Source organism: Micromonospora sp. NPDC049900 (assembly GCF_044461025.1).
Taxonomy (GTDB): Bacteria; Actinomycetota; Actinomycetes; order Mycobacteriales; family Micromonosporaceae; genus Micromonospora.
Genome location: NZ_JBITKM010000005.1, coordinates 173422 through 190276, shown reverse-complemented (window position 1 = coordinate 190276; position 16855 = coordinate 173422). Strand labels below are relative to the sequence as shown.

General features: G+C 73.1%; 9 protein-coding genes. 5 read left to right on the top strand and 4 right to left on the bottom strand.

What is annotated here, in order from left to right; genetic code table 11:
• The first annotated feature begins 30 nt into the window (after positions 1-30).
• Positions 31-1023 (top strand): aldo/keto reductase, encoded by a 993-nt coding sequence (locus ACIBMZ_RS14755; protein WP_396693834.1) that lies wholly within the window; start codon positions 31-33, stop codon positions 1021-1023.
• Here the strand turns inward: ACIBMZ_RS14755 and ACIBMZ_RS14750 are convergent.
• The 3 genes from ACIBMZ_RS14750 to ACIBMZ_RS14740 form a co-directional block, all read right to left on the bottom strand.
• Entirely contained in the window at positions 971-3226 is a 2256-nt protein-coding gene (locus tag ACIBMZ_RS14750; protein ID WP_396693832.1) for a glycosyl hydrolase family 95 catalytic domain-containing protein, read from the bottom strand. The genes ACIBMZ_RS14755 and ACIBMZ_RS14750 overlap by 53 nt on opposite strands.
• A gap of 8 nt (positions 3227-3234) precedes the next feature.
• The gene (locus ACIBMZ_RS14745) at positions 3235-4086 is read right to left on the bottom strand and encodes a phosphotransferase family protein (RefSeq protein WP_396693830.1); all 852 of its coding nucleotides are present in this window, start codon (positions 4084-4086) and stop codon (positions 3235-3237) included.
• An 82-nt stretch (positions 4087-4168) separates the two neighbouring features.
• On the bottom strand, positions 4169-9631 hold the full coding sequence (locus ACIBMZ_RS14740; RefSeq protein WP_396693828.1) for a carboxyl transferase domain-containing protein: 5463 nt from the start codon (positions 9629-9631) through the stop codon (positions 4169-4171).
• Between the two features lie 350 nt (positions 9632-9981).
• Between ACIBMZ_RS14740 and ACIBMZ_RS14735 the strand changes: the two genes are divergently transcribed.
• The 4 genes from ACIBMZ_RS14735 (at position 9982) to ACIBMZ_RS14720 (ending at position 16308) form a co-directional block, all read left to right on the top strand.
• Entirely contained in the window at positions 9982-11319 is a 1338-nt protein-coding gene (locus ACIBMZ_RS14735) for a hemolysin family protein (RefSeq protein ID WP_396693826.1), read from the top strand.
• Positions 11316-12350 (top strand): hemolysin family protein, encoded by a 1035-nt coding sequence (locus ACIBMZ_RS14730; RefSeq protein ID WP_396693824.1) that lies wholly within the window; start codon positions 11316-11318, stop codon positions 12348-12350. The genes ACIBMZ_RS14735 and ACIBMZ_RS14730 overlap by 4 nt, the downstream gene beginning before the upstream one ends.
• A gap of 202 nt (positions 12351-12552) precedes the next feature.
• On the top strand, positions 12553-15006 hold the full coding sequence (locus tag ACIBMZ_RS14725) for an HAD-IC family P-type ATPase (RefSeq protein ID WP_396693822.1): 2454 nt from the start codon (positions 12553-12555) through the stop codon (positions 15004-15006).
• A 321-nt stretch (positions 15007-15327) separates the two neighbouring features.
• Positions 15328-16308 (top strand): hypothetical protein, encoded by a 981-nt coding sequence (locus ACIBMZ_RS14720; protein WP_396693820.1) that lies wholly within the window; start codon positions 15328-15330, stop codon positions 16306-16308.
• A gap of 55 nt (positions 16309-16363) precedes the next feature.
• On the opposite strand, the gene ACIBMZ_RS14715 is transcribed toward ACIBMZ_RS14720, so the two are convergent.
• Positions 16364-16837, bottom strand: coding sequence for a response regulator (locus tag ACIBMZ_RS14715; RefSeq protein WP_396693818.1), 474 nt, complete (start codon positions 16835-16837; stop codon positions 16364-16366).
• Positions 16838-16855: the final 18 nt, after the last annotated feature.

Genomic DNA, 16855 nt, shown 5'->3' with positions numbered 1-16855 from the left:
CGACGGCGACGCCCTCGTGAGGAGGCGGCGATGCGACACACCCGACTGGGACGTACGGCGGTCCCGGTGAGCGCCCTCGGATTCGGTGCGGCCGGGATCGGCAACCTCTACCGCGCGGTGGACGACGAGACGGCACGACGCGCGGTGGACACCGCCTGGGAGCTGGGTGTCCGGTACTACGACACCGCGCCGCACTACGGTCTCGGACTGTCCGAGCGTCGGCTGGGCGCCGCGCTGGCCGGGCGTCCCCGCGACCAGTTCACCGTCTCCACCAAGGTCGGTCGGCTGCTGGTGCCCTCGCCCACCACCACGCACCTGCGCGACGACGCTGGATTCGACGTGCCCGCGCACCACACCCGACGCTGGGACTTCAGCGCCGACGGAGTGCTCCGGTCGCTGGCGGCCAGTCTGGACCGGCTCGGTCTGGACCGGGTCGACGTGGTGCTGCTGCACGACCCCGACGCGCACTGGCGGCAGGCCGTCGCAGAGGCGTACCCGGCGCTGCACGAGCTGCGTGACCAGGGGGTGGTGGGCGCGATCGGGGTCGGCATGAACCAGACCCGGATGCTGGAGCGGTTCGTCGCCGAGACCGACGTGGACACCGTCATGCTCGCCGGTCGCTACACGCTGCTGGACCAGACGGCGGCCGAGCGGCTGCTGCCCCGGTGCCGGGAACGCGGCGTGTCCGTGCTGGCCGCCGCCGTCTTCAACAGCGGCGTGCTGGCCACCGCCGAGCCGGGCGACAGCTACGACTACGGCCCGGTACCGCCGCCGCTGCGCGACCGGGCCGTCCGCATCGCCCGGGTGTGCCGACGCCACGGCACGACCCTGCCGCAGGTGGCGATGGCCTTCGTGGCCCGCCACCCGGCCGTCGCATCGGTGGTCGTCGGGATGCACACCGCCACGCAGGTCGCCGACAACGCCGCCCGGTTCGCCGCACCGGTGCCCGACGCGCTCTGGACCGAGCTGGTCAGCGAGGGGCTGATCCCGGCGGAGGACCGGCCCCGGGAGCCGTCGGCGTGACCCACACGTCCGCGCCGTCGACCCGGACCCGGACCGGGTCGCGGTGCGGTGCCCGGTCGGCCACGATCGTGAAGTCGACCACCCGAGCGTCCCGCCAGGAGCAGTCGACCCGGTAGCCGCCCCGGGCGCGCAGGCCCCGGAACGCCCCGTCGGCCCACTCCCGGGGCAGTGCCGGCAGCAGGTGGACGACGCCCTGGTGGCTCTGCAGGAGCATCTCCACGACGGCGGCGGTGACGCCGAAGTTGCCGTCGAGCTGCATCGGTGGGTGGTCGCAGAGCAGGTTGTCCAGCGTGTTGTGGCGCAGCAGGCCACGGATCATGTGGTGGGCCCGCTGCGCCTCGCCGAGCCGGGCGAAGACGGCGGCCCGCCACGGCCACGTCCACGAGCGGCGGCTGTCGCCCCGCACGGTGGACTCGTCGAACGGTACGCCGTCGCGCTCGCCGCAGCGGGCGGTGAGCGAGACCAGGGCCGCCGCCGCGAGGTCCGGTGTCGCCGTGGGAGTGATCTGGCGACCGGGGAAGACCGCGAACAGGTGCGAGGTGTGCCGGTGCACGTCGTCCGGGTCGTCCCGGTCGGTCAGCCACTCCTGGAGTTGGCCCCACCGTCCGATCCGGTGCGGCGCGAGCCGGGCCCGCAGGTCGGCGACGACGGTCCGGTACTCGGCGTCGACGTCGAGTGCCTCGGCACAGTCCAGGTAGTTGCCGAAGAGGTCGGCGACGATCTGCTGGTCGTACGTCACGCCGTGCTCGCGTGGGCCGTGCTCCGGTGACCAGCCGTCCGGCGCGACGAGCCGGCCGTCCCGCTCGATCAGCCGGTCCTGCCAGAACTCGCAGATCTCCCTGATCATCGGGTACGCGGTGTCCCGCAGGAAGCCGTGATCCGGGGCGAAGGCCCAGTGCTCGTAGAGGTGCTGCGCGTACCAGGCGCTGGCGACCGTGTTCCATTCCCAGGCGTTGCCGCCGAAGATGCTCTGGCTGGTCCGGGCCGTCCAGCCCCGGGTGTCGGCACCGAAGGCGTGCCGGGTCGCGACCCGGCTCGGCACCGCCACCTGGCGGACGAACTCGACCAGCGCACGATGGCTGTCGCCGAGGTCGGTCGTCTCGGCCGCCCAGTAGTTCATCTGCACGTTGATGTTCGTGTGGTAGTCGCAGGCCCACGGCGGCCGGTCGCTGTCGTTCCAGAGGCCCTGGAGGTTGGCGGGCAGCCCGTCCGGCCGGGAGGAGCTGTACAGCAGGTAGCGGCCGAGGACGAACATGGTCTGTTCGAGCGCGGTGTCCACGCCGCCCGCGCGGTAGCGGGCCAACCGGACGTCCGTCGGCAGCGCGAGGAGGTCCTCGTCGGGGTGTCCCCAGGCCACCGAGATGCGTCGCGCCACGGCGGTGCTGTCGGCCCGGTGCGTCTCGCGCAACGCCGGGTAGGGCCGGGCCGTCGCCGCGTCGAGCGCGGCCTCGACGACCGGTTCCGGCGCGCCGCCGCGCCACCCGGCGCAGGCGTCCATCCGGTAGTCGGTGCGGGCGTCCAGCAGCAGCGTCATCCGGGTCGCCGCCCGTACCCGCAGCCGCGCGCCCACGGCGCTGACCACGCCGTCGGTGTCGGCCAGCCGCAACCCGGCCGCGTACCGTAGGCCGTTGCCCAACCGGCCCCGGAAGACGGCGGTACGCGTGCCGGCGTCGACCGTCACCGGCGCGTCCTGCGCACTGGTCAGGGCGATGTCGCAGTCCAGCGGTCCGGCGTGTGTGGCCTGGTAACGCAGCACCAGCACGTCGGCGGCGCGGCTGGCGAACGCCTCCCGCCGGACCCGCCGCCCGGCGACGACGAAACCGGTGGTGTGGATCGCGGTCTCCAGGTCGAGGCTCCGGTGGTAGTCGGTGACCCGGTCACCGCCCCGGCCCGCCACGTCGGCGGCGACCGGGCCGCTCGGGAGGGCGAAGGTGAGCAGCAGGTCACCGAAGGGCCGGTAACAGCCGAAGCCGGTGTCGCTCAGGTCGAAGACGTCGTCGGGCCGACCGGCGAGGGCGTTGTCGTAGTCGTTCGCCCCACCCCACAGGCTCTGCTCGTTGAACTGGATCCGTTCCCGCTCCGGCCCGCCGAACAGCATCGCGCCGAGCCGACCGTTGCCGATCGGCAACGCCTGGGACTGCCAGTCGGTGGCGGGACGCGCGTACCAGAGGCGGTGGCGGCCCGGCCGGGGTTCACGCGGCATGCCGAGGGTCACCCGGTCGCCGCGAGCACGTCCCGGATCATCCGGTGTCCCTGCTCCTCGAAGCGTTCGTCGCCCACCCGGTACGCCCACCCCGCCGTGGCGATCGCGTCGCGGACCCGGGTCCGACGCCAGCTTCCCGGCTCGCGCGGATCGGTGCCGTACCCGTCGAGGAACGCCCGCTCCAGCGTCGGGTCGCGGCGGAAGTCCTGCACGGCCAGCCGCCCGAGATCGGTGTACGCCGGTCGCAACGCGGCCCGACCGAAGTCGATGATGCTGACCCGTCCCTGGTGGACCAGCCAGTTGCGGGGCTGCCAGTCACCGTGCGTGGGCACCAGCGTGGCCGGTGGCGTCGGCCAGGTGGCGATCTCGGCGCGCAACCGCTCCACCGTGGCCGGTGCGATCCGGTGCGGACCGGCGAGCCAGGCCGCCGTCCGGGCGTTCTCGCGAGCCTCGTAGTCGTCGTCGGTGACCGTGGTCTGTGCGTGCAGCAGGGCCAGCAGTTCGCCCGCCTGCCGGTAGGCGTCCGGATCGTCGACGTGCGCGGTGTCGAGCACCAGCTCACCGGGGAGGTGGCGGGTGACGAGCAGCTTGGCCGACTCGTCGCCGTGCATCAGCACCGGCGCGCGGTCCCGGCTGGTCCACGGGGTCAGCCAGTGGTGGTGGGCGCGCAGCTCACGGGCGATGTGCTGGTCCTCGGGGCCACCGGCCTTGACCACGTACCGTGCCCCGTCGTGGACGACCTCCAGCACGGTGGTCGGCAGCAGGTCCCAGCCCAGGTCCCGGATCACCGTCGCGTCGGGGAGCCACCGGTCCAGCAGGTCCCGTTGGGTGCGGGAGAGTCGGTCGCGTACGGAGGTCACCGCCGGATCCTACGGGTGGCGCCACGAACGGGCGGACGCCGACGGCCGAACCCGGCCACCGGCGTCCGCGCCACGATCGGACCTACTCGGTCGCCGCCGCGCCGATCGCCGCGATGACGCGCGGGCGCAGTTCGGCGGCGCGGATCACCGCGTCGACCGAGCCCACCTCGACCGCCCGGGCGATGTTGTGCACCCGGTCGAACTCCGTGGCCACCTCGCCGAGCTTCTCCGCCCGCACCGATGAGCGGAGTTCGTCGAGTTCGGCGGTGAGCGTGGCCCGGTCGGCACCGGACGCGGACGCCACGCGGGCCTCCAGGTCCCGTACCCGGGGGTCGGCCGCGGTGCGGGCGTCCACGTCGCGGGAGAACACCACGGCGGCGGCCGGGGCACCACCGAGCACCGAGGCGTACGAGCCCTCCAGCGCCAGCACCGTCATGCGGGGGTTCAGCGCCTTGGAGAACACCACGAACGCGCCACCGTGGTACCGCGAGATGACGCAGAACACGATCGGGCCGCGGAAGTTCACGATGGCCCGGCCGATCTCGGCGCCGTACTCCAGTTGCAGCTTGCGCATCGACTCGGGCGACCCGTCGAAGCCCGACAGGTTGGCCAGCACCACCAGCGGACGGTTGCCGCTGGCCGCGTTGATCGCCCGCGCGGCCTTCTTCGAGGAGCGGGGGAACAGCGTGCCGGCGGTGTAGGTGTCCGGGCCGTCGGTGGGCGGGAAGCCCCGGCGCGGCACGGCACGCGACTCGATGCCGAGCAGGCAGACCGGTACGCCGCCGAGGTGGACGTCCTGCACCACCGCGGTCTCCGCGTCGGCCATCCCGGCCCACCGCTCCAGCACCGGGTGGTCCTGGTCGGACAGCGCCCGCATCACCGTACGGATGTCGAAGGGCTTCTTGCGGTCCGGGTTCGCCACCGGGGAGAAGATCTCGCCGACGGTGGTGAAGTCGCTACCGGCCACCACGTGCGGGAAGTCGGAGATGTCCCGGTCCACCGGGTCGGTGGTGGTGCCCGGTCGCGGCCCCTGCTCGCCCGGCGCGACGTACGTGTGCTCGTAGTGCGACATCAGCACGTCCCGCGCGGCGGGCAGGTCCGGCGCCCAGTACTGCGCCTGCCCGTTCGGGCCCATCACCCGGTCGTAGCCGCCGATGCCGAAGTTGTCCTCGGCGGACACCCCGCCGGAGAAGTCCAGCGACTGCTTGCCGGTCAGCACCATCGCCGAGTCCGGCGTCATCACCAGCACACCCTTGGTGTGCATGAGCATCGTCGCCTCGGCGTTCCAGTACGGCTGCGCGCCCACGTTGATGCCCGCGACCACGATGTTGATCTCGCCGCCGTCCTGGGTGAACTCGACGATCCGCTTGAGCGCGGCGGCCACCCAGTCCATGTTCTCGGTGCCGGAGGTCATCGAGATCCGGGCACCGGCGGAGAGCGCGTACCACTCCAACGGGACCCGCATCCGCTCGGCCAGGTCCAGGGCGGCGATCACCCGGCGGCACTCCGGCTCGGAGAGCGCGCCCAGTGACTTGGTCGGGTCGCCGAGCAGCACCACCCGGGTCACGCCCTGCGGGTGGCGGGAGGTCGGGGTGGTGACCACTCCGGCCACGATCGCCGCGCGGTTGCGGCCCTTCGGCCGGTCCACCGGCACCAGCACGTGCGCGTCGTCCAGGTCGTACTCGACGAAGTCACCGAGCAGGCGGGTCAGCTCGTACGGGTAGACCGTGTTGCGGCTGCTCGCCCCCAGCACCTTGAGCCGGTAGTCGTCGAGCGGCTCGACCGGCTCGACCGGTGGCTCGCCCACGGTCAGCTCGGCACCACCGGTCGCGTCAAAGGAGATCCGCACCGCGATCTTGGTCAGCTCGCCGGTACGGCGGTTGCGCTGCCGACCGATGAACAGGATCTCCTCCAGACCCGCGCCGGCCGTGGTCGGGCGGATCCGGGCGGCGAGGTTCTCCATCTCCTCCAGCGTCAGGCTGCTCGGCGGCCAGACGTAGATGACGATCCGGTTGGTGTGGAAGCGCTTCTTCGACGACCGGCGGGACTGCGCCCGGCGGATCGAGTCGAGGCAGGCGGCCACGGTGTCCTCGGTGGTGGGCAGCGCGACCAGCCGACCGTCGTGCTCCCGCAGCTCGGTCAGGTCGCGGATCTGCGCGAACGCCACCAGCCGCTCGTCGGACGGGTTCTCCCGGGCCACGCACTGGAAGAGGTAGACCTCCTCGTCCGCCGACGGCAGCCGGGTCAGGTCGAACTTGTGCAGCCGCTCCAACTGCATCCGCTGCGCGATGTGCGGGTGCAGACCGCGGATCAGCCGCTCCTCGGCCATCCCGGCGCTGGACGGCCGGAACGTGAAGTGGTGGTGCATCACCGCGCCGTCGCTGCCGGCGACCGTGGCGGTCAACCGGCGGACCTGCGGCGGCAACGGGTGCGCGGTGACGACCGCCAGCAGCGCCGCCGCCATCTCGTCGAAGCTCTCCGGCTGGTTCTCCCAGGCCAGATAGATGTCGGCGTCGACGGCGGAGCCGTCGGCGGCCAACTCGGCGAGCCCGCGCAGCGCGTCACCCAACGCGTCGAAGCCGACGGCCGCCGACACCAGTTGGGAGTCCGCGCGCCCGGCCACCACGAAGCGGCAGCCGGCCGCCTCGCGCCCGGTCACCCCGGTCAGACCCTTGTTGCCGTAGTAGCGCCGGGTCAGCACCTCGAGCATCACGGTGTTGTCCAGGCGTCCGCGCTGCAACCGCTGGCCGAGCAGGCGGACCAGCGGCTCGGTGCTGCGGACCATCGCGGCGACGCGCTCGGCGCGGTCCGGCGCGTCCGGCTGCGTGTCCAGGTGCCGCAGGTGGCGGCGGACCTCGGCGTAGACCCGGGCCCGGTTGCGCCGCAGCAGCGGCTGGGCGAACCAGGCGAAGGCCACCCCACGGGCGAGGTCGGCGATCACCGGGTAACGGACCTGCGTCGCGGCCAGCAGCCGCTCCAGCGCGAGGCCGGTCGGTTCGCGCAGCGCCTCGTCCGGTGGCGGTTCCCGCAGCCAGGTACGCAGCAGCGTCGCGATGACCGTGGCGTCGGCGGCGGCCCGCTGCTGGGCCAGGAAGATGCGGAAGACGGCGCCCTCCAGGGCGGGAGCGCGGTCCAGTTCGGCGACGCCGTAGTGCCCGAGCGCCCGGGCCAGCTTGGCCTGGAAGGCGTCCGGCACCCCGGCCCGCTCGACGTCGAGGCTCTGCAGGTAGGTGTGGAAGTACTCCCGGGCGCTGTGCACGTGGGCGGCCTCGCCGTCCTCGCCGGTGGGCCGGTTGCGGCTCAGCTCGGCCAGGTCGGCGAAGACGTCGACGAGGTCGAGTTCCTCGGCCAGCGGCCGGTACCCCTCCTCGACGGCGGTCTGCCGCGCGGCCAGGTACTCGTCGAGCACCCGCCCGCCGTCGTGCGGGTCGACGTCGAAGCCGAGCAGCAGGCCGCGCAGGTCCTCGTGGCCACGCCGGACGCGCCGACGGGCCGGGAGCTCGGCGGGCCGGGTGGGCAGGTCCAACTCGACGGCGGCCACCGGGACCTGCACCGTCTCGGCGGCCCCGTCGGTCAGCGGCTCCAGCCGCAGCAGGGCCGCACCGGCCTCCACCTGGCTGCCGACCGAGACGGCGCACTCCTTCAGTCGGGCCCGGAACGGCGCCCGCAGCACCGTCTCCATCTTCATCGCCTCCAGCACCAGCACCGGCGCGCCCGCCTCGACCTCGGTGCCGACCGTCAGCGGCGTGGCGACGACGAGCGCCGGCATCGGCGAGCGCAGCACACCGCCCTCGTCCCGGCTGACCCGGTGCGCCACCCCGTCGACCTCGACCAGGTGCACCGGGCCGTGGGTGCCGGTGAGCAGACGGTGCCGGGCACCGTTGACGACGATCTGCCCGGTGTGCCGGTCGAAGCGGTCCAGCTCGACGTCGGCGGTGTGCACCGTGCCGCCCGCCTCGATGCCGACCCGGAACCGGTGCGCGCCGGTGCGCGCCACCCGCATCCGGTACGCCACGCCCCGCAGTTTGAGGTCCAACGGCGTGCCGCCGGTGTGCCGCACCTGGGGACGCCCACCGGAGGCGGTGGCCAGCAGCCGCTGCTGCTCGACGCGCTCCTCCTCCTCGTACGCCTCGATGGCGGCGGCGGCCAGCGCGATGCCGGAGTGCCGGTGCGCGACCAGCCGCCCGGAGCCCCGGACCCGGTCGATCCAGCCGGTGTCCGCGCTGGCGTCGATGACCTCGGGCTGGTCGAGCAGGTCGAGCACGAAACTCTTGTTCGTCGCGCCGCCCTCGATGATCACCGTGGTGTCCGCCATCGCGCGGCGCAGCCGGCCCAGGGCCTCGTCCCGGTCCCGGCCGTAGGCGATGATCTTCGCGATCATCGAGTCGAAGTCGGCGGGGATGGTGTCGCCCTCGCTGACGCCGGTGTCCACCCGGATGCCCGGGCCGGCCGGCAGGTCCAGCCGGGCGATCCGGCCGGGGGAGGGCGCGAAGTCGCGGTCCGGGTCCTCGGCGTTGAGCCGGGCCTCGATGGCGTGTCCGCGCTCGACCGGCGGCCGACCGGTGAGCCGCCCGCCCGAGGCCACGTGAAGCTGGGCCTTCACCAGGTCGAATCCGGTGGTCGCCTCGGTGATCGGGTGCTCCACCTGGAGCCGGGTGTTGACCTCCAGGAAGGCGAACATCTCCTCGCCCGGGTGATAGAGGAACTCGACGGTGGCCGCGCCCCGGTAGCCGACCGCCACGGCCAGCCGCTCCGCCGACGTCTTCAGCTCGGCGGTCTGCTCGGGGCCGAGCACCGGCGACGCCGACTCCTCGATGACCTTCTGGTTGCGGCGCTGCACCGAGCAGTCCCGGACGCCGAGCGCCCAGGCGGTGCCCTGACCGTCGGCGATCACCTGGACCTCGACGTGCCGAGCGCCGGTGACCAGGCGCTCCAGGAACACCACGCCGCTACCGAAGGCCCGCGCGGCCTCCTGGCTGGTGCGCTCGTACGCGTCGGCCAGCTCCGCCTCGTCGGTGATCACGCGGATGCCGCGCCCGCCGCCGCCCGCGGTCGCCTTGAGCATCAGCGGGTAGCCGATCTCGGTGGCCGCCGCGCGGGCGGCGTCCAGCGTCTCGACCGCCCCCCGGCTCCACGGCGCGACCGGCACACCGACCTGCTCGGCGATCAGCTTCGCGCCGATCTTGTCGCCGAGCTGACGCATCGCGTCCGGGCTGGGGCCGACGAAGGTGACGCCGATCTTCTCGCACAGCTCCGCGAAGGCCGGGTCCTCGGCGACGAAGCCCCAACCGACCCACGCGGCGTCCGCGCCGGTCTCCACCAGCGCGCGTTCCAGCGTCGCCAGGTTCAGGTACGGACGCGCGGCGGCGGGCCCGAGGTCGTAGGCGACGTCCGCCTCGCGGACGAACGTGGCGGTGCGGTCGACGTCGGTGAACAGGGCCACGGTCTCGATGCGGGCGCCGGTCTCCGCCGCCAGCTCCCGGACCGCGTGGATGAGCCGCATGGCGGCCTCACCACGGTTGACGATGGCGATACGGCTGAACACCCGACGGACCCCTCCGGTAGACCTACGGCGACACGCGTCAGGGCACGGTGGCCCCCGCACAGATCACCCTTCTTCCTTCGGGCAGCCAGCGCCATGTCGTAACCGCCGAACCCTGGGCGACCCGAGTTGTGGGAACCCCACAAAACCTTTTGGCGGTCGCCCACGTGGGCGGCGGATGCGGGGCGAGCGCGGCGGGTCGGTCCCGCGTCGTGCAGGTGGCCCTTTTCAGCATGCTCTCAGCGCGACCGACTACTCTCTGCTGCTCATGGATGATCTTCCGCATCATAGTCCGAGGCCCCTCGTCGTGCCGGTCGCCCGTACGGCCGTCGACCCGCGACAGGGGCTGACTCGTGTCTGAATGGATCCTGCTCGGAATAGGCCTGTTGCTCACCGTGGGCACCGGCATGTTCGTGGCGTCCGAATTCGCCCTGGTCAATCTGGACCGGGGTGAGCTCGAGGCGCGTCAGTCCCGGGGTGAGAAGCGGCTCGGTCCGACGATCGCCGCCCTCAAGATCACCTCGACGCACCTGTCCAGCGCGCAACTCGGCATCTCGCTGACCACCCTGCTCACCGGTTACACCTTCGAGCCCGCCGTCAGCTCGCTGCTGGCCGAACCGCTCGGCGCGGTCGGCGTACCGGACGGGGCGGTGACCGCCGTCGGCGCACTCGTCGGCATCCTGCTGGCGACGCTCTTCTCGATGGTCATCGGTGAGCTGGTGCCGAAGAACTTCGCGCTGGCCGTGCCGTTGCAGACGGCGAAGCTCGTGGTGCCGTTCCAGGCGCTGTTCACCACCGTGCTCAAGCCGGTGATCCTGCTGTTCAACAACACCGCCAACGCGGTGATCCGGGCCTTCGGCATCGAGCCGAAGGAGGAACTGTCCGGTGCCCGCAGCGCCGAGGAACTCAGCTCGCTGCTGCGTCACTCGGCCCGGGCCGGCGTGCTCGACCCGGACCACGCCACACTGCTGGACCGTACGCTGCGCTTCTCCGGACACGACGCGTCCGACGTGATGACCCCGCGGGTCCGCATGACGGCGGTCGGCGCCGCCGCCACCGCCGACGAGATCATCGAGCGGGCCACCGCCACCGGGTTGTCCCGGTTCCCGGTGATCGGCCGCGACGTCGACGACATCGTCGGGGTGCTGCACGTCAAGCACGCCTTCGCGATCCCACCGGCCGAGCGTGCCGGGGTGCGGGCGCAGGACCTCGTGGTCGAGCCCGCGCGTATACCCGAGACCATGCACCTCGACGTGTTGCTGCCGACCCTGCGCGGCGGCGGCCTGCAGTTCGCGGTCGTCTACGACGAGCACGGCGGCACCGCCGGGATCGTCACCCTGGAGGACCTGGTCGAGGAGATCATCGGAGACCTGGAGGACGAGCACGACCGCGCCCGCGTCGTCATGCGGCGCCGGGGCCGGTCGGTCTACTTCGACGCCTCGCTGCGGCCGGACGAGATCTTCGAGCGGGCCCGCATCGTGGTCCCGGAGGACGAGGAGTACGACACCGTCGCCGGGTTCGTCACCGCCCACCTCGGCCGGTTCCCCAAGGTCGGTGACGAGGTCGCCATCGAGGGCGGTGTGCTCCGGGTCGAACACCTCAACGGTGTGCAGGCCGACCGGCTGCGCTTCGTACCCACCGAGACCACCGGCGGCTCCGGCGCGGACCGCCGGGAAGGGGCGATCCGATGAGCGCGTACCTGCCCGGCATCATCTGGTTGTTCGTCCTGCTGGTGGTCAACGCGTTCTTCGTCGGCGCCGAGTTCGCGGTGATCTCCGCCCGCCGGTCCCAGATCGAGCCGAAGGCACAGGCCGGCAGTCGGGCGGCGCAGACCACGCTCTGGGCCATGGAGCACGCCACCCTGATGCTGGCCACCAGTCAGCTCGGTATCACCGTGTGTTCGCTGCTCATCCTGAACGTCTCCGAGCCGGCGATCCACCACCTGCTGGAGATCCCGCTGGCGAACACCCCGTTGTCGCCCGGCATGGTCTCGGTGCTCGCGTTCGTCGTGGCGCTGGTGCTGGTCACCTTCCTGCACGTGGTGTTCGGCGAGATGGTGCCGAAGAACATCTCGTTCTCGGTGCCGACCCGGGCCGCGCTGATCCTGGCCCCGCCGCTGGTGCTGGTCGCCCGGGTCTTCAACCCGATCATCTGGACCCTGAACGGGATCGCCAACGGTGTCCTGCGACTGTTCCGGGTCACGCCGAAGGACGAGGCCAACAGCACGTACACGCTCGACGAGGTGGCCACCATCGTGGCGCAGTCGACCCGTGAGGGGGTGCTCGTCGACGGCAACGGCGCCCTCACCGCGGCCGTCGAGTTCACCGGCAAGACCGTCGGAGACGTGGAGGTGCCGTTGGCGGACCTGGTGGTGCTGTCGTCGACGGTGACGCCCGCCGAGATCCAGCAGGCGGTGGCCGCGCACGGCTACTCCCGCTACCTGTTGACCAGCGACGGGGAGCCCAGCGGGTACCTGCACATCAAGGACGTCATGGACCTGACCGGCGACGCCTGGACCAGCCCGGTCCCGGCCAAGCGGGTCCGCCGGCTCGCGTCGGTGCGGCGCGACAGCGAGTTGGAGGACGCCCTGGCCGCGATCCGCCGCACCGGGGCGCACGTGGCCCGGGTCCTCGACTCCGACGGCGGCTCCACCGGGGTCATCTTCCTGGAGGACATCGTCGAGGAGCTGATCGGCGAGGTCCAGGACGTGACCGTCCGCTGACCGCACCGGTCTCCCGACGCGGGGTGTCCGCCTGCGCGCCGGGAGACCGGCGGTCACCGCGCTCTCACCACCGGCGACCCCGGGAAAACTCAGGGTCGCCGGTGGTCGCGGATGCGTGGTGGCTGCTCACCACCGCCGGGTAGCGTCAGCGGGGTGCTCGCCACGAGCACGTGCACGCGCGTCATCCGGGGGGAGCAACCACGTGGAATCCGTCGGTGCCGCCGGTCGAGGGCAGGCCACGGACGAGATGGATCCGGTCGTCACGCAGGGTCCCGACCCGGTCACCGCGGAGCGGGTCCGGCGCGGACTGTCGGTCGCCGAGGTGGCCGAGCGGGTCGCCGCCGGAGGCGTCAACGACCTGCCGTCGAGCACCAGCCGCAGCCTTTGGCAGATCGTCCGGGCCAACCTGTTCACCAGGATCAACGCCATCATCGGCGTGCTGTTCGCCATCATCGTGGTGGTCGGCCCGATCCAGGACGCCCTCTTCGGCGGCGTGATCATCGCGAACACCCTGATCGGCATCATCCAGGAGGTCCGCGCCAAGCGCACGCTGGACCGGCTGGCGATCGTCGGCGAGGCCCGCCCCCGGGTACGCCGTGGTGGCCGGACCGTCGACCTGACCGCCGCCGAGCTGGTCCTCGACGACGTGATCGAGCTGGGTCCCGGCGACAAGATCGTGGTGGACGGGCGGCTGGCCGTCGTGGACGGCCTGGAGATCGACGAGTCGCTGCTCACCGGCGAGGCCGACCCGGTGGTCAAGGCGCCCGGCGACAACGTGCTCTCCGGCAGCTTCGTGGTGGCCGGCACCGGCGTCTTCACCGCCACCCGGGTCGGGCGCGACGCGTACGCGGCGCAGATCGCCGAGGAGGCCAGGCGCTTCACGCTCGTCGACTCCGAGCTGCGCAGCGGCATCGACCGGATCCTGCGCTTCGTCACCTGGGCGATCGTCCCCGCCGGCATCGCGCTGATCATCAGCCAGTTGCTGGTCAACCGGGACGACCTGCCCGAGGCGGTACGCCGGATGGTGGCCGGGCTGGTGCCGATGGTCCCCGAGGGCCTGGTGCTGCTCACCTCGGTCGCCTTCGCCGTCGGCGTGATCCGGCTCGGCAAACGGCAGTGCCTGGTGCAGGAGCTGCCGGCGATCGAGGGACTGGCCCGGGTCGACGTGGTGTGCCTGGACAAGACCGGCACGCTCACCGAGGCGACGATGGACGTGGCGGAGATCCGGCCGCTGACGTCCGACGTACCGGTGGAGGCGGTGCTCGGCGCGCTCGGCCTCGGCGACGAACGGCCCAACGCCAGCATGCACGCGATCGTCGCGCGGTGTCCCGCCCCGACGGGCTGGCGCGTACGCGACACCGCACCGTTCTCCTCGGCCCGCAAGTGGAGCGGCGCGACGCTCGTCGAGCCGTCCGGTCGCACCGGCACCTGGCTGCTCGGCGCGCCGGAGATGCTGCTCACCGAGCATCCGGCGTTGACCGAGGCGGACACCTTCGGTCGGCAGGGTCTGCGGGTGCTGCTGCTCGCCGCATACTCCCGCCCGCTCACCGAGGCGCTCGCGGACCCGGCGGCGGTGCCGCAGGCCACCGTGCCGATCGCGCTCGTCGTGCTCCGTCAGCGGGTCCGTCCGGAGGCGCCGGAGACCCTGCGGTACTTCGCCGACCAGGGCGTCGCCGCGAAGGTGATCTCCGGTGACAACGCGGTCTCGGTCGGCGCGGTGGCCCGCAGCGTGGACGTGCCCGGAGCCGCCGAGCCGGTGGACGCGCGGACCCTCTCCAGCGACCCGACGGTGCTGGCGAGCACCGTGGAGACCCACTCGGTCTTCGGCCGGGTCGGTCCGCAGCAGAAGCGGGCCATGGTGGGTGCCCTCCAGTCCCGGGGGCACACGGTGGCCATGACCGGTGACGGCGTCAACGACGTCCTCGCCCTCAAGGACGCCGACATCGGCATCTCGATGGGCTCCGGCAGCGCGGCGGCCCGGGGCGTCTCCCAGATCGTGCTGCTCGACAACAACTTCTCCGCACTGCCCTCGGTGGTCGCCGAGGGCCGACGGGTGATCGGCAACATCGAGCGGGTCGCCAACCTCTTCCTGACCAAGACGGTCTACTCGGTGCTGCTCGCCATCATCGTGGTGCTGGCCTCCGTGCCGTACCCGTTCCTGCCCCGGCACCTGACCCTGATCGGGTCGCTCACCATCGGCATCCCGGCGTTCGTGCTGGCACTGGCGCCGAACGTGGAACGCGCCCGGCCCGACTTCGTCAGCCGGGTGCTGCGCTTCGCGGTCCCGGGCGGTGTCCTCGCCGCCGCCGCCACCATATGCGCGTACGCGTACGCCCGCGCGCACTACGGCGGGGACCTCGCCGCGGAGACCTCGGTCGCCACGTTGACGCTGTTCGTGGTGGCGCTGTGGGCGTTGTCCATCATCGCCCGCCCGTACACCTGGTGGCGGGTCCTGCTGGTGCTGGGCATGGGCCTGGCGTTCACGACGGTGCTGGTGGTGCCGGCCCTCCAGGAGTTCTTCCAGCTCCGGCTGGTCGGTGCCGCCGCGCCGTTGACCGGGGCCGCCGTCGCCGTCGGCGCGGGCCTGCTGATGGAGGCCGTCTGGGCCGTCACCCGTCGCCGGACGGCGACCGCACCGCCCGCCCCCACCGACTGACCGGCCCCGACCGGTCGCCGGGCTCCCGACGGCGCGGCACCCGGTGGACCTCCCCGTCGGTGGCATCCGGGACGCCTCGGACCGGAACGGGGGCGGCGTGGCGTCCTCCGACGGGGACGCCGGGGACGACCCCGTCCGGAGGGCGGGCGGCGGCCCGGGTCGGGGCGGTGCCGCCGAGGTGATCGGGGACTACCGATGTCCCGATCCGGCTGGGAGGCTCTGGGCACCGTGCGACGGGGCGGGTCGGGGTCCCCGTCCCCGCGCCACGGCCGACCGGCAACCGCTGCCGGTCGGGACGGCTCGGCCGGAGGGGAACCAGGGGTGCGACGACTGCGGCGGGTCGCCGTCTCGGGTCTCGGCACGTTCGTGCTGACCGTGCTCCTGCCGGCCGGTCCGGCCCAGGCTGCCGCGACGACGCCGTTCCCACCGGGTGCGCCGCTCACCCAGGCCGCCGGAGTGTTCGGCGCGGTCATCCTGTTCGCCCTCGCGGTGGCGGTGCTGCGCGGTCCTCCCCGCCCGCCCGCCGCTCCCGACCCCGTACCCGACCCCGATGTGTCGGTGCCGGTCGGACCGTTCCCGTCGGTCGCCCTGCCGACGCCGACCGCTGCCCTGCCGACGCTGGCCGACCGCTTCTCGCCACTGCACACCGTGCTGCCGCCGACCCGCACCGCCGTCCTGTCCCGCCCGCCGGGCCCCGCCGCCGCGCCGAGGTCGGGCACGCGTCTCCGCCCGGCCGGTCGGCCGCCCGTCGAGCGGACCGCGCCGGGTCGGACGGCCCTGGTCGACCCGTACGCCCTGACCGCCGAGGTCCGGCTCGACGGCCGGACCGTCACGGTGTCGCTCGACGGTGCCCGCACCGATCGGCCCGGCCCACCGCACACCTGGTGTGCCGGGACTCGGGGGTTCACCTCGGCGGCCCTTCCGCTCCTGCTCGGCGGCGCGTCCGGCCGCTGCCTCCAGGTCGACCTGGCCCGCTGCCCGGACGCGTTGACCGTCGGCGGGCCGCCGCCGCAGCAGCGGTGGTACGCGTGGCGTCTGGTCCGACAGGTCGTCGACGCCGGTGGTCGGGTCACCGTGGTGGGCGATCTCGACGACGACGGTCTGCCGGCCGGGTGCCACCGCGTCGCGGACGTCTTCGACCCCCGGCTACCGCAGACCTCGGGCATCGTGCTCGCCGCCGGGCTGGACCGGCGGGCCGTCCAGGTGGCCCGGCAGTTGAGCGTCTGCGGCGGTCCGGTGCCGGTGCTGCTGGGTGACGCGGTGCCGACGCGCTGGTCGATCCGGGTCAGCGCGACCGGATAGCGGGGGAGACCGCCCGGACCGGGAGCGTGACGCCGGGTCCGGGGCGGGTGCCGTACTACGGCTGCGGTCGGGCCGACTCGCGAAGCGCCCAGGCGACCGCCGCCACCGCCACCGGTGACAGCCAGCCCAGCCCGGCCGCGACGGCCCGGACGGCACCGAGCAGGTCGGCCGGCTCGTGGTGCCCGTACACCAGGCAGCCCTTGAACGGCGCGCGGAGCATCGTGCTGATCGTGCGGTGCTCGGTGGCGGCGGTCAACGCGATCACCGGCGACCGCCGGGCCAGGGCCCGCACCAGGTCGGTGCCCTCGGGGGCGGTTATCCGATCGTCGAGCAGGGTCACGGTGGGCCGCATCCGGTCGGCGAGTGCCACCGCCTCACCGGCGTCGCCGGTGAGGGCGACCACCCGGATCCGTTCCCCGGTGTCGAGCACGGTGCGGATCACCGACCGCTCGCCCGGGTGCGGATGCGCGACCAACACCCTGATCGTCGGCGCGGTCCGACCGGCCGCGCGTACCTGCCGACTAGCCATCACGCCGAAGTCGCGCCT

Bases quoted from the DNA above. Each gene is read 5' to 3' on its own strand.
- ACIBMZ_RS14755 (WP_396693834.1), top strand. From the start codon at position 31: ATGCGACACACCCGACTGGGACGTACGGCGGTCCCGGTGAGCGCCCTC.
- ACIBMZ_RS14750 (WP_396693832.1), bottom strand. From the start codon at position 3,226: ATGCCGCGTGAACCCCGGCCGGGCCGCCACCGCCTCTGGTACGCGCGT.
- ACIBMZ_RS14730 (WP_396693824.1), top strand. From the start codon at position 11,316: ATGAGCGCGTACCTGCCCGGCATCATCTGGTTGTTCGTCCTGCTGGTG.
- ACIBMZ_RS14715 (WP_396693818.1), bottom strand. From the start codon at position 16,837: ATGGCTAGTCGGCAGGTACGCGCGGCCGGTCGGACCGCGCCGACGATC.